16 protein-coding genes and 3 rRNA genes are annotated in these 20,774 nt (G+C 69.7%); 15 read left to right on the top strand and 4 right to left on the bottom strand.

Annotation, left to right across the window (positions count from 1 at the left end):
• Nucleotides 1–8: 8 nt before the first annotated feature.
• Together GV155_RS21135 and GV155_RS11100 are read left to right on the top strand one after the other, a co-directional pair.
• Nucleotides 9–950 (top strand): DNA-3-methyladenine glycosylase, encoded by a 942-nt coding sequence (locus GV155_RS21135; protein WP_442938840.1) that lies wholly within the window; start codon nt 9–11, stop codon nt 948–950.
• 35 nt (nt 951–985) lie between these two features.
• Nucleotides 986–1,306, top strand: a complete 321-nt coding sequence (locus GV155_RS11100; protein WP_160007941.1) for a hypothetical protein — start codon at nt 986–988, stop codon at nt 1,304–1,306.
• Nucleotides 1,307–1,338: 32 nt separating this feature from the next.
• On the opposite strand, the gene GV155_RS11095 is transcribed toward GV155_RS11100, so the two are convergent.
• Genes GV155_RS11095 through GV155_RS11085 form a run of 3 tightly spaced genes read right to left on the bottom strand, consistent with a single transcriptional unit; the run spans nt 1,339 to nt 3,578 of the window.
• Nucleotides 1,339–1,599, bottom strand: coding sequence for a DUF3072 domain-containing protein (locus GV155_RS11095; RefSeq protein ID WP_160007939.1), 261 nt, complete (start codon nt 1,597–1,599; stop codon nt 1,339–1,341).
• A gap of 52 nt (nt 1,600–1,651) precedes the next feature.
• Nucleotides 1,652–2,059, bottom strand: coding sequence for a hypothetical protein (locus tag GV155_RS11090; RefSeq protein WP_160007937.1), 408 nt, complete (start codon nt 2,057–2,059; stop codon nt 1,652–1,654).
• A gap of 31 nt (nt 2,060–2,090) precedes the next feature.
• The gene (locus tag GV155_RS11085; protein ID WP_160007935.1) at nt 2,091–3,578 is read right to left on the bottom strand and encodes a serine/threonine-protein kinase; all 1,488 of its coding nucleotides are present in this window, start codon (nt 3,576–3,578) and stop codon (nt 2,091–2,093) included.
• A 184-nt stretch (nt 3,579–3,762) separates the two neighbouring features.
• Between GV155_RS11085 and tyrS the strand changes: the two genes are divergently transcribed.
• The 6 genes from tyrS (at nt 3,763) to GV155_RS11055 (ending at nt 12,372) form a co-directional block, all read left to right on the top strand.
• Entirely contained in the window at nt 3,763–5,040 is a 1,278-nt protein-coding gene (gene tyrS / locus GV155_RS11080; protein WP_160007933.1) for a tyrosine--tRNA ligase, read from the top strand.
• Nucleotides 5,037–6,101: an alpha-hydroxy-acid oxidizing protein gene (locus tag GV155_RS11075; RefSeq protein WP_160007931.1), complete on the top strand. Its 1,065-nt coding sequence runs from the start codon at nt 5,037–5,039 to the stop codon at nt 6,099–6,101. The genes tyrS and GV155_RS11075 overlap by 4 nt, the downstream gene beginning before the upstream one ends.
• Before the next feature lie 404 nt (nt 6,102–6,505).
• Nucleotides 6,506–8,027: ribosomal RNA gene (locus GV155_RS11070) — 16S ribosomal RNA — on the top strand.
• 339 nt (nt 8,028–8,366) lie between these two features.
• Nucleotides 8,367–11,520: ribosomal RNA gene (locus GV155_RS11065) — 23S ribosomal RNA — on the top strand.
• A 181-nt stretch (nt 11,521–11,701) separates the two neighbouring features.
• A 5S ribosomal RNA gene (rrf, locus tag GV155_RS11060) occupies nt 11,702–11,818 on the top strand.
• The 16S, 23S and 5S rRNA genes sit together here, the layout of an rRNA operon.
• Before the next feature lie 167 nt (nt 11,819–11,985).
• Nucleotides 11,986–12,372, top strand: coding sequence for a single-stranded DNA-binding protein (locus GV155_RS11055; protein WP_160011186.1), 387 nt, complete (start codon nt 11,986–11,988; stop codon nt 12,370–12,372).
• Here the strand turns inward: GV155_RS11055 and GV155_RS11050 are convergent.
• A complete protein-coding gene (locus GV155_RS11050) occupies nt 12,305–13,498 on the bottom strand; it encodes a DUF1015 family protein (RefSeq protein ID WP_160007929.1) in 1,194 nt (397 codons plus the stop codon). The two genes, GV155_RS11055 and GV155_RS11050, sit on opposite strands and share 68 nt — an antisense overlap.
• Before the next feature lie 56 nt (nt 13,499–13,554).
• On the opposite strand from GV155_RS11050, the gene GV155_RS11045 reads away from it, so the two are divergent.
• Genes GV155_RS11045 through GV155_RS11015 form a run of 7 tightly spaced genes read left to right on the top strand, consistent with a single transcriptional unit; the run spans nt 13,555 to nt 20,757 of the window.
• A complete protein-coding gene (locus tag GV155_RS11045; protein WP_236554260.1) occupies nt 13,555–14,589 on the top strand; it encodes an HAD-IIA family hydrolase in 1,035 nt (344 codons plus the stop codon).
• A 30-nt stretch (nt 14,590–14,619) separates the two neighbouring features.
• Complete coding sequence (locus tag GV155_RS11040; RefSeq protein ID WP_160007927.1) at nt 14,620–14,805, top strand: hypothetical protein; 186 nt, start codon at nt 14,620–14,622, stop codon at nt 14,803–14,805.
• A gap of 10 nt (nt 14,806–14,815) precedes the next feature.
• Nucleotides 14,816–15,688, top strand: coding sequence for a TlyA family RNA methyltransferase (locus tag GV155_RS11035; RefSeq protein WP_160007925.1), 873 nt, complete (start codon nt 14,816–14,818; stop codon nt 15,686–15,688).
• A complete protein-coding gene (locus tag GV155_RS11030) occupies nt 15,685–16,659 on the top strand; it encodes an NAD kinase (protein WP_201300141.1) in 975 nt (324 codons plus the stop codon). Before GV155_RS11035 ends, GV155_RS11030 begins: the two co-directional genes overlap by 4 nt.
• Entirely contained in the window at nt 16,656–18,401 is a 1,746-nt protein-coding gene (gene recN, locus GV155_RS11025) for a DNA repair protein RecN (protein WP_160007923.1), read from the top strand. Before GV155_RS11030 ends, recN begins: the two co-directional genes overlap by 4 nt.
• A gap of 35 nt (nt 18,402–18,436) precedes the next feature.
• Nucleotides 18,437–20,158 (top strand): CTP synthase, encoded by a 1,722-nt coding sequence (locus GV155_RS11020; RefSeq protein WP_160011180.1) that lies wholly within the window; start codon nt 18,437–18,439, stop codon nt 20,156–20,158.
• Entirely contained in the window at nt 20,155–20,757 is a 603-nt protein-coding gene (locus GV155_RS11015; RefSeq protein ID WP_236554259.1) for an NUDIX domain-containing protein, read from the top strand. The genes GV155_RS11020 and GV155_RS11015 overlap by 4 nt, the downstream gene beginning before the upstream one ends.
• The last annotated feature ends 17 nt before the right edge of the window (nt 20,758–20,774 follow it).

Here is a 20,774-nt window from a genome sequence, read left to right as displayed (position 1 = left end):
CCCGGCGCGTGACACCGGGGGAGGCCGCTGTCCTTTTGGGCGGCCCGGTCGAGGAGGTCGCCCCGCGTCTGCTCGGTGCCACGGTCACCGTGGGCCACGTCGTGGTGAGGCTGACCGAGGTGGAGGCCTACGGCGGCGCGGACGACGCCGGCTCCCACGCCCACCGGGGTCGGACCCCTCGCACGGCGGTGATGTTTGGTCCCGCCGGCCGGCTCTACTGCTACCTCTCCTACGGGATGCACGTCTGCGCCAACGTGGTGACGGGGAGCGAGGGGCGCGCCTCGGCGGTGCTGCTCCGTGGGGGAGTCGTGGTCGCGGGGGTCGACGACGCCCGGGTACGCCGGGGCGACCGCCCCGACCACGAGCTGGCCCGCGGCCCGGCGAACCTGTGCCGCGCGTTGGGGGTGGGGCTGCACCACGGGGGCATGGGGTCCTCACCGGCCTGGGAGCAGGGTACGGCGGGCGGCGCCCCGCGACCGAACCGCGGGCAGCATGACGCCGCTCACGCAGGGCCACGCCCCGAGCGCGCGCGGCGGCGCTGCTGGCACAGTGCGGGCATGGACGTGCTGCAACCCTGTCCGTGCGGGAGCGGGTCCCCGTACGCCTCCTGCTGCCGGCGGGCGCACCTCGGCGAGGCGTCGCCGACCGCGGAGGCGCTGATGCGCTCGCGCTACAGCGCCTACGCCCTCGGTCAGGCGGGCCACCTGTTCCGCACCTGGCACCCCCGGACCCGCCCGCCCGAGGTGCGCGGCGTGCCGGACCTGGCGTGGGAGGGCCTCACCGTAACGCAGGCGGTGGACGGTGGGCCGGAGGACGACGCGGGGCTGGTCGCCTTCGAGGCGCGGTGGCGCTCGACCACGACGGGGGAGCGGGGCGTGCTGCGCGAGCTCAGCCGCTTCGAGCGACGCCGCGGCCGCTGGGTCTACGTCGAGCCGGACCCGGAGGGCTGAGAACGGCCCTGGGGCGGTCTGGCACGGTGGGCGGCATGGACGAGCAGACGGCCCGCCAGGTGGCCTCCGGGGCCCCGATCCTCGAGACGAGCCCCGACGCGCTGAACCGGTTCGCGCCCGACCACGTCGGGCAGGTGCTGGCGCTGCCGCGCGACGAGGGGTGGCAGCTGATGGGCGTCGTGCGTTCGGACGTGTCGTCGACGGAGCGCGAGACCTTCGAGCAGTGGGCGCGCGAACGCTTCTACGTCGTCGCGGTCAGCGGGAGCTTCGAGGGTGACGGCTGGTTGGACCGGGGTGACGGCGGGTGGCAGCTCACGGCGCGAGCCGTCGAGATGCCACCCGATCCGTTCACCTGACGTCGGGCCCGGTGGGCCCGGCGGGACCTCCGTCAGGCGCCGCGGCCGGTGGAGGACTGGAGCCGCTCGATGTGGTCAGAGGCGGCGGCCTTGGTGAGGTCGGCGGGCAGCGTCTCGCCGGCCTCGCGGGCCAGGGTGTCGAGGTACGACTTCTGCGCACCCGTCATCGGCTCGTCACCGGTGACCCAGTCGTCGGTGTCCTTCTCGGCGTTGGAGGGGCTGGGGTTCTCGGCGCCGAGCACCTCGTCCGTGGACGAGTCGGTCGGGTTCGCTCCTGTGTTCGAATCGCTCATGAGGACACCGTACGACGGGGTCGCTCACCCCTCGGGGTCGCCCTGGCGGGCCTCAAGCGCTGTGCGCCGGGTCCACGCCCATGGCCTGGTAGGTGGCCTGGTAGAGCGCGAGCTGGGCGCGGCCACGCCGCAGGGCGCCGTCGGCGGCCGGGACGAGCAGCTCGGCGCCGGCGGTGGTGCCGCTGTCGGCGTGGGCCTCGAGAGCCCGCAGCGGCTCGACGGCCACCACCGTGCCGAGGTTGAGGGCGCTGCCCAGCAGCCGGTGGGCACTGGCTCGCAGCTGCGCCGCGTCCCCGTCCGCGATGATCTCGCGGAACTTCGCCGGCGCCTCGAGGGAGTTGCGGACGAAGTTCGCCAGGGCCCGGTCGAGGTAGGTCGTGTTCCCGGGGTCGAGGTCCCGGAGCTCGTCGAGGCGTTCGACGTCGAGCCCGGCGATGGCAGGGGTCGGAGGGAGCTGCATGGCGGGTGTCGCCTCTCCGGCCCGTGGGGGGTCAGGCCTCGTCAGCGATCAGGTATCGGTCCGTCGCAGGGTCGTACGCGAGCCGGAGCCCCACGGTGTCGGTGGGCGCGCCCCCGTTCGCGGTGCGGTAGGTGTAGGTATACCGGACCGTCAGGCTCTCCGGGTCGACTTCGACGAACTCGGGGGGCTCCACCGAGGTGACCTGGCCCCAGAACCCGGTGTAGCCCGACAGGCCGCCGCTCGCCTGCTGGAACGACGGCGTGAGCATGGCGAACCCGCCGTCGGGGTCGGAGGCCGCGGTCTGGAGGTAGCCGGAGACGAACGACTGCATGCCCTCCGCCGTGGGCGCGGCCGGCGACGGCTCGTCGGAGGGGTCGGCCGAGGGTGACGGGTCGTCCGTCTCCGACGGGGACGAGGAGACGGACGGTGCCGGGTCGGCGGTCGGCGCGTCCTGCTGCTCGTCGGGCAGCAGCAGGAAGAACACGATCGCGGCGAGCAGCAGCAGGACCAGGGCACCCAGCACGAGCAGCGGGCGGCGGCGTCCGGTACGCCCGGGCGCCCCGTCGTGGCCGGCGGCGGCGGACCCGCCGGGCGGGACGACGGGTGGGACGACCGCGGTCCGGGGTGCGGTGGCGTCCTGGACCGGCGCGGTGACCTGCGTGGCGTCGACCGGCGGCACCGCAGCGACGAGGCGGGTGCGGTCCTGGTCGACCGGCCCCACGTCCCGGGGCCCTGCCTGCAGGTAGGAGGCGACGTGGGCCATGCTCCAGCGCCGGTCGGGGTCGCGGACCATGGTGGCGGCGAGCAGCGGGGTGAGCCAGCCGGCGTCCTCGACGGTCGGCGGCTCCTCGTGGACGATCCGGTAGAGCCCGCCCACGATGTTGTCGCCGACGTCGTACGGCGGGTGCCCTGCGAGCAGGTGGAACAGGGTGGCCCCGAGGGACCACACGTCGCTGGCCGTGGTCGCGGGGGCACCGGAGGCGACCTCCGGGGCCAGGTACGCCGGCGACCCGCTGACCAGCCCGGTCTGGGTGAGCGTGAGGTCGCCCTGGGCACGGGCGATGCCGAAGTCGAGCAGCTTGGCCTCACCGAGGGCGGTGAGCAGGATGTTGGACGGCTTGACGTCGCGGTGCACGATCCCGGCCGCGTGCGCGGTGGCCAGGGCGCCGGCGGCGTCGGCCAGGATGGCGCCGGCGCGGTCGACGTCGAGGGGGCCGTCGTCGCGCACCGTCTGGGACAGGCTGCGTCCCTCGACGTACTCCATGACGAGCCACTGCTCCTCGTGCTCCTCGACGAGGTCGAAGACGGCGACGACGTGGCGGTGGTTCAGGCTGGCCGCGATCCGGGCCTCGCGCTCGGCGCGCTTCAGGTCGGCCTCGGGGTCGTTGTCGAGCCCGGGTGCCCGTCCGACCCGCTTGATGGCCACGGCGCGGCCGAGGAGCTCGTCGCGCCCCAGCCAGACGGCACCCATGCCGCCGCGCCCGATCTCCCGCTCGAGGGAGTACCTGTTCGCGATCACACCTCGTCCGTCCCGGTCAGGACCCGGACGGACCGAGTGTCCGCCGACCTCCGTGGCCACCGGCCACCCTAGGGGCCCGACGGCTGCCGGGGGCCACGCCTGCGGGTGGCGGCCGCGCGGTGCGCGACACTGGACGCCCGGACTGCGGCCCCGTGGACCGGGAGAGAAGACGAAAGGTAGTGCCTTGCCCGTCGACCCCACCCTGCTCGAGGACCTCGAGTGGCGCGGCCTGATCGCCCACTCCACGGATCGCGAGGCGCTCGGCGCCGCCCTGGCAGGGGGCAGCGTCCGGTTCTACGTGGGCTTCGACCCGACCGCGCCGAGCCTGCACCTGGGCAACCTGGTGCAGGTGCTGACCGCGCGGCGGCTCCAGGAGGCCGGCCACGTGCCGTACCTGCTCGTGGGCGGGGCGACCGGGATGATCGGGGACCCCCGGGACAGCGGTGAGCGGACCCTGAACCCGGAGGAGACCGTGCGTGAGTGGGTCGGGCGCGTACGACGCCAGGTCGAGCGGTTCGTCTCCTTCGACGGCGACAACGCCGCCACGATGGTCGACAACCTGGACTGGACGCGCGAGGTGTCCACCATCGAGTTCCTGCGCGACGTGGGGAAGCACTTCCCGGTGAACCGGATGCTGGCGCGCGAGACGGTGAAGCGCCGCCTGGAGGAGGGCGGGATCTCCTTCACCGAGTTCAGCTACGTGCTGCTGCAGTCGATGGACTACCGCGAGCTGTTCCGCCGTCACGACGTACGGCTCCAGTTCGGCGGGTCGGACCAGTGGGGGAACATCACCAGCGGCGCCGAGCTCGTCCGCCGCTCGGACGGCGCCACGGTGCACGCGTTCGCCACACCGCTGATCACCCGGCCCGACGGGACCAAGTACGGCAAGACCGAGGGCGGGGCGCTGTGGCTGGACGCGGAGATGATGTCGCCCTACGCCTTCCACCAGTTCTGGCTGAACGTCGAGGACGAGAAGGTCGGCGAGCTGCTGCGGATCTTCACCTTCCTGCCCCGCGACGAGATCGAGGCGCTTGAGGCGCGTCATGCCGAGGCGCCGTACCGCCGGGAGGGGCAGCGGACGCTGGCCGACGAGGTCACCGCGACCGTGCACGGTTCCCGCGCGGTGGAGCAGGCGACGGCGGCCGCGGCGGCGCTGTTCGGGTCCGGTGACCTCGCCGACCTCGACGAGGCGACCCTGGCGGCGGCGCTGCGGGGAACGGGCGTGGTGACCGTCGAGGGGGAGGTGCCCACCGTGGCCGACCTGCTCGTGCAGTCCGGTCTGGCCAAGAGCAAGGGCGAGGCGAGGCGCACCGTCGGTGAGGGAGGCGCCTACCTGAACAACGTGCGGGTGGACGACGCCGACGCCGTACCGGGTGCCGCCGACCTGCTGGCCGGGCGCTGGATGGTGCTGCGGCGTGGCAAGAAGCGGTTCGCCGGCGTGGAGGTCGGGGTCGGCGCATGAGTGAGGACGCGCGCTGGCTGGCGGCGCTGGGGGAGCACGCCCGGGCCCGTCTGCCCCGCGAGGTCTACGACTACGTGGCACAGGGGTCGCGGGAGGGCGTCACCGCAGGAGAGGCCGCCTGGGCCTGGCACGGGCACCGGCTGCACCCGCACGTGCTCCGCGACGTGACCGACATCGACCTGTCGGTCCCGCTCCTCGAGGGCGGGGCGAGCGTGCCGTGGGGTGTCGCGCCGACGACGCTGCAGGGTGCGGTGCACCCCGACGGCGAGCTGGCCGTCGCCCGGGCGACGGCTGCGGTCGACGGCCTGATGGTGGTCTCCAGCAACGCCGGGGTGACGGTGGAGGAGGTGGCGGCGACCGGGGTCCGGTGGTGGCTGCAGGGCTACCTGCCCTCGGACCGCACGCTCGCGGTGCCGCTGCTGCGACGAGCGGTCGCCGCCGGCGCGGGTGCGGTGGTGCTGACGGTGGACACACCCGTGGTCGCCACCAAGTACGCCGCGGAGCGCGCCGCCGTCGAGCGCCGGCACCCGGACCTCGTCGGCGCGAACCTCGACCTCGCCGCGCCGAACGCCGAGAAGGCGCTCGACCTCGGTCCGCACGACCTCGACTGGCTCCGGGAGCTGACCGGGCTGCCGGTGGTGGTGAAGGGGGTCCTGCGGGCCGACGACGCGCAGCGGTGCGTCCAGGCCGGGGCTGCCGCGGTGTGGGTCAGCAACCACGGGGGACGCCAGCTCGACCGCGCCGTGGCGACGGCGGCCGCCCTGCCCGACGTGGTGGCGGCCGTGGGCGGCCGGGCACAGGTCTACGTCGACGGGGGAGTGCGCAGCGGGATCGACGTGGTCACCGCCCTGGCACTCGGTGCCGACACGGTCTTCCTGGGACGTCCGGTGATGTGGGCGCTGGTCGACGGGGAGCCAGGAGTGGCCCGGATGCACCGGGAGCTGCGTGTCCAGACGACCGAGACCCTGCGCCTCGCAGGCTGCTCGTCGGTGTCCGACGCACGGGGGATCGCCTCGCCGGCGGGGTTGCGAAGTCTCGATCAGGCCGCTGACCTGCAGTGATACAGCTCAGGTGCCCGATGTGGTCCGGGTCACCAGACCCCGAGTTGGCATGACGGCCAGACGTCATCTAATGTTTCACCTGTCGCCAGGGAGCGGCGGGAAACAAGATCCAGTCCGGATCGGGTTTCCGGCCCTGAGGTAGACATCTTCGCACCAGCAGCACCGGATGCGACCAGGACGTCAGTCCAGGTCACCGGAGCGAGCCGCGGAGGCAACGGTCAAAGGACCGAACCAGAGATGGTGGAGCCTGTGTGCGCGTGATGTTTGAGAACTCAACAGTGTGTCTTGTTTAGTCGATGAGAATTAGTTTGTATGCCCTCACATTCGTGTTTGGGTTTGTTTTTTCGGCAATGATTCTGGTCAAAGCAATTTGGTCAGGGTTTGTTTTTTGTCGGGTTTGGCTTTCAATGGAGAGTTTGATCCTGGCTCAGGACGAACGCTGGCGGCGTGCTTAACACATGCAAGTCGAGCGGTAAGGCCCTTTCGGGGGTACACGAGCGGCGAACGGGTGAGTAACACGTGAGTAATCTGCCCTCCACTTTGGGATAAGCCTCGGAAACGGGGTCTAATACCGGATATGAGCATTCCACGCATGTGGTTTGTTGGAAAGTTTTTCGGTGGGGGATGTGCTCGCGGCCTATCAGCTTGTTGGTGGGGTAATGGCCTACCAAGGCTTCGACGGGTAGCCGGCCTGAGAGGGTGACCGGCCACACTGGGACTGAGACACGGCCCAGACTCCTACGGGAGGCAGCAGTGGGGAATATTGGACAATGGGCGGAAGCCTGATCCAGCAACGCCGCGTGAGGGATGACGGCCTTCGGGTTGTAAACCTCTTTCACCTCCGACGAAGCGAAAGTGACGGTAGGGGGAGAAGAAGCACCGGCCAACTACGTGCCAGCAGCCGCGGTAATACGTAGGGTGCGAGCGTTGTCCGGAATTATTGGGCGTAAAGGGCTCGTAGGCGGTTTGTCGCGTCGGGAGTGAAAACACCGGGCTTAACTCGGTGCTGGCTTCCGATACGGGCAGACTAGAGGTATTCAGGGGAGAACGGAATTCCTGGTGTAGCGGTGAAATGCGCAGATATCAGGAGGAACACCGGTGGCGAAGGCGGTTCTCTGGGAATTACCTGACGCTGAGGAGCGAAAGTGTGGGGAGCGAACAGGATTAGATACCCTGGTAGTCCACACCGTAAACGTTGGGCGCTAGGTGTGGGACCCGTCCACGGGTTCCGTGCCGCAGCTAACGCATTAAGCGCCCCGCCTGGGGAGTACGGCCGCAAGGCTAAAACTCAAAGGAATTGACGGGGGCCCGCACAAGCGGCGGAGCATGCGGATTAATTCGATGCAACGCGAAGAACCTTACCTGGGTTTGACATACGCCGGAAACACCTAGAGATAGGTGCCCTTTTAGTCGGTGTACAGGTGGTGCATGGCTGTCGTCAGCTCGTGTCGTGAGATGTTGGGTTAAGTCCCGCAACGAGCGCAACCCTTATCCTATGTTGCCAGCAAGCCCTTCGGGGTGTTGGGGACTCATGGGAGACTGCCGGGGTCAACTCGGAGGAAGGTGGGGATGACGTCAAGTCATCATGCCCCTTATGTCCAGGGCTTCACGCATGCTACAATGGCCGGTACAAAGGGCTGCGATGCTGTAAGGCGGAGCGAATCCCAAAAAGCCGGTCTCAGTTCGGATTGGGGTCTGCAACTCGACCCCATGAAGTCGGAGTCGCTAGTAATCGCAGATCAGCAACGCTGCGGTGAATACGTTCCCGGGCCTTGTACACACCGCCCGTCACGTCACGAAAGTCGGCAACACCCGAAGCCGGTGGCCCAACCCTTGTGGGGGGAGCCGTCGAAGGTGGGGCTGGCGATTGGGACGAAGTCGTAACAAGGTAGCCGTACCGGAAGGTGCGGCTGGATCACCTCCTTTCTAAGGAGCACGCACGGTGGGTCGGCGAATGTTCGGCCCCGATGTTGCTCACTAGTGGATCTCATCGATGTTCCCCCGCACCTGTATGGGGGTGGAGACAAGGCACGCTGTTGGGGTTCTGAGGCATCACGCCTCTGACCCGGAGCTGCTGGTCGGCTCCTCCTTGGTGGAGGGGTGCGGGCTGGTTGCCTCCATGGTGTTTGATTATTGGATAGTGGACGCGAGCATCAAAGCCGCACAGGTACTCCACGTTGGTGGAGGCTGGTTTGTGTGTGGTTGTGATGTTTTCATATTGTAGTGTTAATTTGTGTCTTTGTTGTTTTTGTTGAGTGTTTGTGTTGGCAAGCTGCAAAGGGCACATGGTGGATGCCTTGGCATCGAGAGCCGATGAAGGACGTTGGAGCCTGCGATAAGCCCTGGGGAGCTGGCAACCGAGCTGTGATCCGGGGGTGTCCGAATGGGGAAACCTGGCTGGAATCATGTCCAGTCACCTGCACCTGAATGTATAGGGTGTGTGGAGGGAACGCGGGGAAGTGAAACATCTCAGTACCCGTAGGAAGAGAAAACAAGAGTGATTCCGAGAGTAGTGGCGAGCGAAATCGGATCAGGCCAAACCGTGCGCGTGTGATACCTGGCAGGGGTTGCGTGTACGGGGTTGTGGGATAGGTCTTCGCATTGACTGCCATCGTGCGGCGGAGTAAGAAAACACGTTGCTAAACCTGAGTCTGTTGGAAAGCAGCGCCGTAGAGGGTGAGAGCCCCGTTGGTGTACGTACGTGTCTCCGTTGGTCTACTCCCAAGTAGTACGGAACCCCTGAAATTCTGTACGAATCTGGCGGGACCACCCGTTAAGCCTAAATACTTCTCGATGACCGATAGCGGACAAGTACCGTGAGGGAAAGGTGAAAAGTACCCCTGGCGGGGAGTGAAATAGTACCTGAAACCATGTGCCTACAATCCGTCAGAGCCTGGAGTGCGCTTGCGTACTGGTGGGTGATGGCGTGCCTTTTGAAGAATGAGCCTGCGAGTTAGCGTTGTGTGGCGAGGTTAACCCGTGTGGGGAAGCCGTAGCGAAAGCGAGTCCTAATAGGGCGGTTGAGTCGCACGATCTAGACCCGAAGCGAAGTGATCTATCCATGGGCAGGTTGAAGCGCGGGTAAGACCGCGTGGAGGACCGAACCCACTTAGGTTGAAAACTGAGGGGATGACCTGTGGATAGGGGTGAAAGGCCAATCAAACTTCGTGATAGCTGGTTCTCCCCGAAATGCATTTAGGTGCAGCGTTGCGTGTTTCTTGCCGGAGGTAGAGCACTGGATAGCCGATGGGCCCGACCAGGTTACTGACGTTAGCCAAACTCCGAATGCCGGTAAGTGAGAGCGCAGCAGTGAGACTGCGGGCGATAAGGTTCGTAGTCGAGAGGGAAACAGCCCAGACCATCAGCTAAGGCCCCTAAGCGGTGACTAAGTGGAAAAGGATGTGGAGTCGCATTGACAACCAGGAGGTTGGCTTGGAAGCAGCCACCCTTGAAAGAGTGCGTAATAGCTCACTGGTCAAGTGATTCCGCGCCGACAATGTAGCGGGGCTCAAGTCATCCGCCGAAGCTATGGCATTCACATGGACTTCAGTGTCCGATCTAGCGCGCCCTCGAGGTGTGTTCAGGTGTGTGGATGGGTAGGGGAGCGTCGTGTCGCGAGTGAAGCGCCGGAGTGATCCAGGTGTGGATGCGACACGAGTGAGAATGCAGGCATGAGTAGCGAATCACGGGTGAGAAACCCGTGCGCCGATTGATCAAGGGTTCCAGGGTCAAGCTAATCTGCCCTGGGTAAGTCGGGACCTAAGGCGAGGCCGACAGGCGTAGTCGATGGACAACGGGTTGATATTCCCGTACCGGCAAAGTAGCGCCCATGACGAGCCCGGTGATGCTAAGTGCCCGAAGCCGCGTGACTGTCCACCTTCGGGTGGATGGCGTGATGGTGGAGCGCACGAACCGATCCGGTAGTAGTCAAGCGATGGGGTGACGCAGGAAGGTAGCCCAACCGTGGCGATGGTTGTCCACGGGTAAGCCCGTAGGGTGTGTCCTAGGGAAATCCGGGATGCTGACTTCGATGTCGTGCCTGAGAGGTGATGCCGAGGCCTTAGGCCGAAGTGGGTGATCCTATGCTGTCGAGAAAAACCTCTAGCGAGCTACGCGCCGCCCGTACCCCAAACCGACTCAGGTGATCAGGTAGAGAATACCAAGGCGATCGAGCGAACCATGGTTAAGGAACTCGGCAAAATGCCCCCGTAACTTCGGGAGAAGGGGGGCCCGGATCGTGTACCCACTTGCTGGGGAAGCGTGAAGGGCCGCAGAGACCAGGCCCAAGCGACTGTTTACTAAAAACACAGGTCCGTGCGAAGTTGTAAGACGATGTATACGGACTGACTCCTGCCCGGTGCTGGAAGGTTAAGGGGACGGGTTAGCCACCTTGTGTGGTGAAGCTCAGAACTTAAGCCCCAGTAAACGGCGGTGGTAACTATAACCATCCTAAGGTAGCGAAATTCCTTGTCGGGTAAGTTCCGACCTGCACGAATGGAGTAACGACTTGGGCGCTGTCTCGACCATGGACTCGGCGAAATTGCACTACGAGTAAAGATGCTCGTTACGCGCGGCAGGACGGAAAGACCCCGGGACCTTTACTATAGTTTGGTATTGGTGTTTGGTTCGGCTTGTGTAGGATAGGTGGGAGACTGTGAAGTCCACACGCCAGTGTGGGTGGAGTCAACGTTGAAATACCACTCTGGTCGTACTAGATGTCTAACTTAGGTCCATGATCTGGATCAGGGACAGTGCCTGATGGGTAGTTTAACTGGGGCGGTTGCCTCCTAAAGAGTAACGGAGGCGCTCAAAGGTTCCCTCAGCCTGGTTGGCAATCAGGTGGCGAGTGTAAGTGCACAAGGGAGCTTGACTGTGAGACAGACATGTCGAGCAGGGACGAAAGTCGGAACTAGTGATCCGGCACCACCATGTGGATGGGGTGTCGCTCAACGGATAAAAGGTACCCCGGGGATAACAGGCTGATCTTCCCCAAGAGTCCATATCGACGGGATGGTTTGGCACCTCGATGTCGGCTCGTCGCATCCTGGGGCTGGAGTAGGTCCCAAGGGTTGGGCTGTTCGCCCATTAAAGCGGCACGCGAGCTGGGTTTAGAACGTCGTGAGACAGTTCGGTCCCTATCCGCCGCGCGCGTAGGAAACTTGAGAAAGGCTGTCCCTAGTACGAGAGGACCGGGATGGACGAACCTCTGGTGTGCCAGTTGTACCGCCAGGTGCAGGGCTGGTTGGCTACGTTCGGAAGTGATAACCGCTGAATGCATCTAAGCGGGAAGCACGTTTCAAGATGAGGTTTCCCACCCGTTATGGGGTAAGGCCCCCCACAGACCATGGGGTTGATAGGCCGGAGGTGTACAGCAGTGATGCCTAGCCGACCGGTACTAATAGGCCGAGGGCTTGTCTTCACAAACCCTCAACCATGACAACAACGACTACGCGTATATGAGAGACCCACACGCTGGTAGTGGTCACCCTGACGGTGACCACCCCTAGTGACCCGGGTCCTCGCGTCCACACAATCCACCCCCCACCACCACCATCAGGAGCACAGCTGCTGGGTGCGTGTGTGTGGAGGGGTCATAGAGTTACGGCGGCCATAGCGAGAGGGAAACACCCGGTCCCATCCCGAACCCGGAAGTTAAGCCTCTCAGCGCCGATGGTACTGCAACCGCGAGGCTGTGGGAGACTAGGACGCCGCCGGACAACACTTGAAGAAAGCCCAGGGGCCATGCATTCGTGCATGGCCCCTGGTGCTATTTTGGCTGGTTTCCTCCACAGGGGTCGGTTCGCGTCGCGTCTTCCCCAGGGCCGCCGAGAGCGACCCCACCGCACGCGTGGACCGGGCACGCTCGGTGCAGGAGGTGGGGCGGATGGAGCAGGACGGGATCGAGCTCGTCAACGAGGTCCGGCTGGTGGGTCGGGTCTCTGCGGAGCCCGAGCGCAAGGAGATGCCGAGCGGGGACGAGCTCTGGTCGCTGCGGGTGGTGGTGTCGCGTCCCGAGGTCACCGGTGCCCGGCGGCAGGTCGACGCCCTGGAGTGCGTCGCCTGGGCGGCTCGTCCTCGGCGCAGCGTCGGGTCCTGGCACGAGGGTGACGTCGTGGAGGTCGAAGGCAGGCTGAGACGCCGGTTCTACGCGGCTGCCGGTGGGCGGGCGTCGCGGGTGGAGGTCGAGGTGCTGCGGGGGCGCGTCATCCGTCGCGCCAGGACCGGAAGATCACCCCGAGCGGCGGCTTCGGCTGGAACGACGTCGCCTTGACCGGCAGCACCCGCCCCGAGGTGGCCGAGGCCGCGACCTCGGAGGTCGACGGTGGAGGCAGGACGAGAGCGACCGCCCCGGGGTCGCGACGCACCTGTCGCAACGCGGCGCCGATCCGGTGGTGGTACTCGAAGCCGGTCGGTCCCACCACGGGCTCGAGCGCGGCGTGCAGCTGCTCGACCACGGTGGCCTCCGCGTGGTGAGGCACGACCACCCGCACCCGTCGGCGACCGTCGGCGACGACGACCTCGTCGTGGGCGAGGCGGAGCGGCGCGTCCGGGGGCGCGGGGGAACCGACCGAGCGGCTGCGGCGGGTGCGGTAGCCCGCAGTCGCGAGGACGTCGAGGACCCGCTCGACGCCGAGGCCGAGCACCACCCGGTGCAAGGCGTGGAGCACCGGGGACTGGTCCACGGTGTCCACCAGCATCACCAGCGCGCGACCGTCGCCGTGCCGGCTGTCCGGTGCGCCGCCGGAGGCTGCTCGTGCGCGCTCCAGCGCGAGGTGCGCCGCCCACCGGTGGTGCCCGTCGGCCAGCAGGAAGCGCCGTGGCGCCACCGCGGCCGCGGTGGCCGCGACCACCTCGGGCGCGGAGACCTGCCAGACCCGGTGGGCGTGGTGCCGGGCGTCCTCCCCGGCGACCACCGGCGCGCCGGCGACGATGCTGCGCACCAGCGGGTCGAGGGGGTCGGCGGGCGGGACGCCGAGCCCGTGGCCGGGCCCGGGGAGCGGGAGCAGGAGGATCGGGGCGGGGTCGAGGCCGAGGTCGGCCATCCGGCCGGCGAGCCGGTCGACGCGGTCCGGCTCGACCGCCTCGTGCGGGAGCACCGCGGCCCGCCCACGGTCGAGGTCGGTCAGGGCGTCGAGCCCGAGGTCCAGGAGCCCGACGAGCCCGCGGACCAGCCGTCCGCCGATGCGGTACTCGTGGACGTAGAGCCCCGGTGCGTCGTCCAGCACCACGCCGGAGCCGTCGACCAGCCGGCCCGACACGGACTTGTCGGCCTGCCCCGGGGCGCCCGCCACCCGGTCGAGATCGAGCCGGCGGGCCCGGAAGGGGGAGAGGACCAGGGGGCCGCGCAGCGCAGGGTCGAGCGCTCCCGCCCGACCCCGACCGTCCCCCTGCTGCATCACGGCATCGTAGGGTTCCCAGCGCCCGTACCCGACCACCACCCGCAGGAGCGTCCGTGCTCGGCAGCAGCGACGACCCGCTCTCCTCCACCTACGACCTGGCGATGCTCGACCTCGACGGCGTCGTCTACGTCAGTGGTGACGCCATCCCGGGGGCGCCGGAGCACCTGGCCCGTGCGCGGGAGGCGGGCATGCGGTGCGCCTACGTCACCAACAACGCCTCACGCCCACCGGCGACGGTCGTGGCGCACCTGCGTGACCTCGGCATCGAGCTGCACGACGCCGACGTCGTGACCTCGGCACAGGCGGCAGCATCGGTCCTGCACGCCGAGCACGGAGACGGTGCTGCGGTGCTCGTCCTCGGGGGCGAGGGACTCTGGCAGGCCGTCGCAGCGGCGGGCCTGGAGGGGCGCGAGGTCGACACCGTCGTGGACGGCGCCTCCCCGGGCGACGACGGCGGGCCGGTCGCCCTGGTGACCGGCTACGGCCCGGACGTCCTGTGGCGCCAGGTCATGCGTGCGGCCGTCCTGCTGCGCGACGGCCTGCCGTGGGTGGCCAGCAACACCGACATGAGCATCCCCACCTCGTACGGCACCGCGCCGGGCCACGGCGTGCTGGTCGACACCCTGCGGCGCTTCGCCGAGGTGGAGCCGACCGTGGCCGGCAAGCCCGCTCGCCCGCTGCTCGACGAGACCGTCGCCCGGATGGGCGGCGAGCGCCCGCTGATGGTGGGCGACCGGCTCGACACCGACATCGAGGGCGGTACGGCCGTCGGTGTCGACACGTTGCTCGTCCTCACCGGGGTCACCGGGCTGGCCGAGCTCGTCACCGCCACGCCCGACCAGCGGCCGACGTACGTCTCCGCCGACCTCGGTGGTCTGCACGAGGCCCACGAGGCGCCCCGGGCCCCCCGGGACGGCGAGGCCACGTGGCGCCACCAGGGGTGGGAGGCCCGGACGACCGACGGCCGGCTCGAGGTCGACGGTGACGGCCCGGCCGACGCGTGGTGGCAGGTCGTCGCCGCGGCCGCCTGGGCCCATCTCGACGCCACCGGCGAGCCCGTCGCGACCGACGCGCTCCAGGAGCCGTGAGCGCGGTCCGCCCGCCGCTAGGCTGACGTCATGACCCAGCACGAGGCGACCGGCACCGTCCCGGCCCCGCCGACCACCGGCGTCGCCGGCGTCGACGCGGTGCTCGGTGACCTGGCGACGGCCTTCGACCTCCCCGTCGCCGAGCAGTCGGCGGCGGTCGAGCAGGCCCACGACCGGCTGCGGCGGGCTCTCGACGAGCCCCACCCGGCCGGCTGAACGGCACCCGGTGCCCCCACGGCGCTTGCGCCTCGACGCCGAGCTGGTCCGCCGTGGCCTCGCCCGCAGCCGCGAGCACGCCGCCACCCTGGTCGCCGACGGGCGGGTCAAGGTCGGCGGCATGGTCGCCCGCAAGCCCGCGACCGGGGTGACCACCGACGTCGCGCTCGTGGTGTCCGTCGACGACGACCGCCCGGACTACGTCTCGCGCGGTGGTCACAAGCTGGCCGGCGCCCTCGACGACCTCGGGCCCCACGGTCTCCGGGTCGACGGGCGCCGGGTGCTCGACGCCGGCGCCTCGACGGGAGGCTTCACCGACGTCCTCCTGCGCGCCGGTGCCGCGGAGGTGGTCGCCGTGGACGTGGGCTACGGGCAGCTGGCCTGGCGCCTGCAGCAGCACGAGCGCGTCCGGGTCCACGACCGCACCAACGTCCGCGACGTCACCACCGAGCTGGTGGGTGGTCTGGTCGACCTCGTCGTCGGCGACCTCTCCTTCATCTCCCTGCGGCTGCTGCTCGAGGCCCTGGTCGGCGTCACCGAGCCCGACGGCGACCTGCTGCTGATGGTCAAGCCCCAGTTCGAGGTCGGCAAGGACCGTGTGGGCAAGGGCGGCGTGGTCCGGGACCCGGACCTGCGCGCGGAGACCGTGGTCGCGGTCTGCGCGGCCGCGGCCCGCCTCGGCCGCGGCGTGGTCGGCGTGACCACCAGCAAGCTGCCCGGACCGTCGGGCAACGTGGAGTTCTTCGTGTGGCTCCGCAGCGGCCCGCCCCTGCTCGACGACGAGACGCTGGCCGCGGCCGTCGCCGCCCAGGAGACCCGGGTCGCGGACGGCCCCGCGGCGCCCGCCGGGCCGTCGGCACCGGGTGAGAGGGTGGAGCAGTGAGCCAGACCGAGGACAGCCCGTCCGCACCACGCCGGGTGCTGCTGCTCGCGCACACCGGGCGGGAGGCCGCTCGCGAGGTCGCGCTCGCGGCGCTCACCGCCCTGACCGACCACGGCATGGTGGTCCGGCTGCTCACCGACGAGGCCTCGGACCTCGACGTCGAGGCGTCCCGGCCCGGCGTCGAGCTGACCAGCTCCCCGGACGACGCCAGCCGCGACTGCGAGCTCACCCTCGTCGTCGGTGGGGACGGCACGATCCTGCGGGCGGCCGAGATCACCCGTGCCAGCGGAACCCCGATCCTCGGCATCAACCTCGGCCACGTCGGGTTCCTCGCCGAGGCCGAGCACGACGACGTGGCCTCGACCATCGCCGCGATCGTGGCACGCGACTACACCACCGAGGACCGGATGACCCTCGACGTGCGCGTGCTGCGCGGCGGCGAGGAGGTCGCCCACACCTTCGCGGTGAACGAGGCGTCGGTGGAGAAGGCCTCCCGGCAGCGGATGCTCGAGGTGGTCGTCGAGATCGACGGCCGCCCGCTGTCGCGCTGGGGCTGCGACGGCGTCGTGTGCGCCACCCCGACCGGGTCCACCGCCTACAACTTCAGCGCCGGCGGGCCCGTGGTGTGGCCCTCGGTCGAGGCGCTCCTGATGGTGCCGATCAGCGCGCACGCGCTCTTCGCCCGGCCCCTGGTCGCCGCCCCCGACTCGCTGCTGGCCGTCGAGGTCCTCGACCACGCCGAGGGAGCCGGTGTGCTGTGGTGCGACGGCCGACGGGCCGTCGACCTCCCGCCGGGGGCCAGGATCGAGGTCCGCCGCGGTGAGTCACCCGTACGCCTGGTGCGCCTGACCGACTCGCCGTTCACCGACCGCCTCGTGGCCAAGTTCGGGCTGCCCGTCGCCGGCTGGCGCGGGGCGGCCGAGCGACGCTCACGCCACCTCGGGACCGTGCCGTCGGGGGAGCACCCGTGATCGAGGAGATCCGGATCAGCTCCCTGGGCGTTATCGACTCCTCCAGCCTGGAGCTGGGCCCGGGCCTCACCGTCGTCACCGGCGAGACCGGAGCCGGCAAGACGATGGTCGTCACCGCGCTGGGCCTGCTGCTCGGCGGTCGTGCCGACAGCGGGTCCGTACGCTCCGGCGCGCGGCAGGCCCGCGTCGAGGGCGTCGTGGCCGTCGGTTCCCTTCCCGGCTTCGCGGCCGCCGTCGACGCCGCCGGCGGCGAGGTCGAGGACGACCGTGTCGTGCTGGCCCGCAACGTCGCCGCCGAGGGCCGCTCCCGGGCGTACGTCGGCGGGGCCAGCGTCCCGGTCGCCACGCTGACCGCGATCGCGCAGCCCCTGGTGGCCGTGCACGGCCAGTCCGACCAGCACCGGCTGCTCCAGCCCCGGACCCAGCGTGAGGCGCTCGACCGGTTCGGCGGGCCGCCCGTCCAGGACCTGGCCGCCGAGCACGGCGCGGGCTGGTCCCGGCTGCAGCAGGTCGAGCGGGAGCTCGAGGAGACCGTCGCCTCGGCTCGGGAGCGGGCCCGTGAGGCCGACCTGCTGCGCTTCGGCCTCGCCGAGGTCGAGGCCGTCTCGCCCGAGCCCGGGGAGGACGTCTCGCTGGCCGCCGAGGAGTCGCGCCTGGGCAACAGCGACACCCTGCTGACCGCAGCCGAGCAGGCCCGCGAGGCCCTGTCCAGCGAGAACGGGGGCCCCGACGCGATGGCTGCGGTGGCCGCCGGCCGAGGTGCGCTCGAGCAGGTGCGGGTCCACGACCGTGAGGCCGCGGACCTCGCCGACCGGCTGGCCGAGGTCAGCTACCTGCTCTCCGACGTGGCCGCCGACGTCGCCTCCTACGCCAGCCGCGTCGACGTCGACCCGTCCCGCCTCGCCGCCGTCTCGGAGCGCCGCGCCGCGCTCACCGCGCTGACCCGCAAGTACGGCGAGACCGTCGAGGAGGTCCTGGCCTGGACCGAGCAGGCGTCCCGTCGGCTGCTCGACCTGGACGGGACCGACGAACGCATCGACGCCCTGCGCGACGAGCGCGACGCCCTGCGCGACGAGCTCGGCGACGTGGCCGGGCGCCTCTCGGCCGCGCGGTCGGCCGCCGCCCTGCGGCTGGGCGCCACCGTGACCACCGAGCTGGGCGGCCTCGCGATGCCGCACGCGCGCCTCGAGGTCGCCGTGCGGCGCACCCCGACCGGCGCCGACGACCCCGCCGGGCTCCCCGTCGACGACGAGCACCTCCACGCCGGCGCCCACGGCGTCGACGACGTCGAGCTGCTGCTGGCCGCCAACACCGGCAGCGAGCCCCGGCCGCTGCACAAGGGCGCCTCCGGCGGTGAGCTGTCCCGGGTGATGCTGGCCGTCGAGGTCGCCCTGGCCGGCACCAGCCCGGTGCCCACCTTCGTCTTCGACGAGGTCGACGCCGGCGTCGGCGGCACGGCCGCCGTCGAGATCGGTCGACGCCTGGCCGCGCTGGCGCGGTCCTCCCAGGTCGTGGTGGTCACGCACCTGCCGCAGGTGGCGGCCTACGCCGACCGGCACGTCGTGGTGCGCAAGTCCTCCGACGGCACGGTGACCAGCTCGGGGCTGACCCTGCTCGACGAGACCGGCCGCGAACGCGAGCTCTCCCGCATGCTGGCCGGCCTCACGGAGTCCGACACCGGGCTCGCCCACGCCCGCGAGCTGCTCGAGGTCGCGCAGCCCGCACGAGCCCTGCAACCCTGAGCATCCCTCCTGGGATAGGATCGAGTCCCGTGAAGGTGCACGGAGCGGAACCGACCAAGCACGTGTTCGTGACCGGGGGTGTCGCGTCCTCCCTCGGGAAGGGGCTGACGGCCTCCAGCCTCGGACGTCTCCTGCGATCGCGGGGGCTGCGGGTGACGATGCAGAAGCTCGACCCGTACCTCAACGTGGACCCCGGGACGATGAACCCGTTCCAGCACGGCGAGGTGTTCGTGACCAACGACGGGGCCGAGACCGACCTCGACATCGGGCACTACGAGCGGTTCCTCGACACCGACCTCGGGCAGATCGCCAACGTCACGACCGGCCAGGTCTACTCGAGCGTGATCGCCAAGGAGCGCCGCGGTGACTACCTCGGCGACACCGTCCAGGTGATCCCGCACATCACCAACGAGATCAAGGAGCGGATCCTGGCCATGGGCGGGCACGCTCCCGCCGGCCAGGAGCCCGACGAGCCGGTGGACGTCGTGATCACCGAGGTCGGCGGCACGGTCGGCGACATCGAGTCGCTGCCGTTCCTCGAGGCCGCCCGCCAGGTCCGCCACGACATCGGCCGCGCCAACTGCTTCTTCCTCCACGTCTCGCTGGTGCCCTACATCGGCCCGTCGAAGGAGCTGAAGACCAAGCCGACGCAGCACTCCGTCGCCGCGCTGCGCCAGGTCGGCATCCAGCCCGACGCGGTCGTGTGCCGCGCCGACCGTGAGCTGCCCGAGTCGATCAAGCGCAAGATCTCGCTGATGTGCGACGTCGACGAGGACGCCGTGGTCACCGCCGCGGACGCCCCCTCGATCTACGACATCCCCAAGGTGCTGCACCGCGAGGGCCTCGACGCCTACGTCGTACGCCGCCTCGACCTGCCGTTCCGCGACGTCGACTGGACCCTGTGGGACGACCTGCTGCGCCGGGTCCACCACCCGCGCGAGGAGATCACGATCGCGCTGGTCGGCAAGTACGTCGACCTGCCCGACGCCTACCTGTCGGTGGCCGAGGCGCTGCGCGCGGGCGGCTTCGCCCACGAGGCCAAGGTCAACCTCGAGTGGGTGGCCTCCGACGAGTGCGCCACCCCGGCCGGGGCGGCGCGCCGCCTCCAGGACGTCGACGCGGTCTGCGTCCCCGGCGGGTTCGGCATCCGCGGGATCGAGGGCAAGCTCGGCGCGCTGACCTACGCCCGCACCCACGGCATCCCCACCCTCGGGCTGTGCCTGGGCCTGCAGTGCCTGGTCATCGAGTACTCCCGCACCGTGCTGGGCCTGGAGAAGGCCGGGTCCACCGAGTTCGACCCCGGCACCCCGGAGCCGGTCATCGCGACCATGGAGGAGCAGAAGTCCTTCGTCGAGGGCGAGGGCGACCTGGGCGGCACGATGCGTCTGGGGCTCTACCCGGCCGAGCTGCTGGCCGGATCGGTGGTGCGGGAGGCGTACGGCGCCGCCCGCGTCGAGGAGCGCCACCGTCACCGCTACGAGGTGAACAACGCCTACCGCGAGCAGCTCCAGGAGGCCGGCCTGGTCTTCTCGGGCGTGAACCCCGACCTCGACCTGGTGGAGTTCGTTGAGCTGCCCCGCGACGTGCACCCGTACTACGTCGCCACCCAGGCGCACCCCGAGCTGCGCTCGCGCCCCACCCGGCCGCACCCGCTGTTCGTGGGCCTGGTCGGCGCCGCCATCGAGCGCCAGCGCGAGCTGCGCCTCGAGATCGACGACAGCGGCCTGCGCCGCGAGCCGGAGCCGGAGCAGGCGTGAGCGAGCACCCGCCGCTGGCCGACAGCCCGGAGTCCTGGCCGGTCGACTCCACCCGCGACCTCCACCGCGACCACTGGGTGATGTCGCTGCGCGAGGACCGGATCCGCAGGCCCGGGCACCCGGAGGACGAGCCGTTCCGCCGCCTGGTCCTCGAGCACCCCGGTGCGGTGATCGTCCTCGCGGTCGACGACCGGGACCGGGTCCGGTGCCTGTGGCAGTACCGGCACGCCGCCCACCGGCTCTTCGTCGAGCTCCCGGCCGGGCTGATGGACGAGGGCGACGAGACCCCCGAGCAGGTGGCCCGCCGCGAGCTGCGCGAGGAGACCGGGCTGGAGGCCACCGGCTGGACGCACCTGACCACCACCTGGTCGTCCCCGGGGATCTCGGAGGAGGTCATGCACCACTTCCTGGCCACCGGGCTCACCGACGTGGGGCGCGGCGACTTCGAGCCGGCCCACGAGGAGGCCGAGATGGTCGCCGGGTGGGTGCCGTTCGCCGACCTCGTCGAGGCCGTCCTCGACGGGCGGGTGGGCGACGGCCCGCTGGTCGTCGCGGTGCTGGCGGCCCACGCCCGCGGGCTCGTCGGAGGGTCCCGCTAGGGTCGTCGCGCCCCCGG

This window comes from Nocardioides sp. AX2bis (genome assembly GCF_902506435.1).
In the GTDB taxonomy this organism is placed as follows: domain Bacteria; phylum Actinomycetota; class Actinomycetes; order Propionibacteriales; family Nocardioidaceae; genus Nocardioides.
Note: the sequence above shows the minus strand (reverse complement) of the source record. Positions and strands in the feature narration are given on the sequence as shown.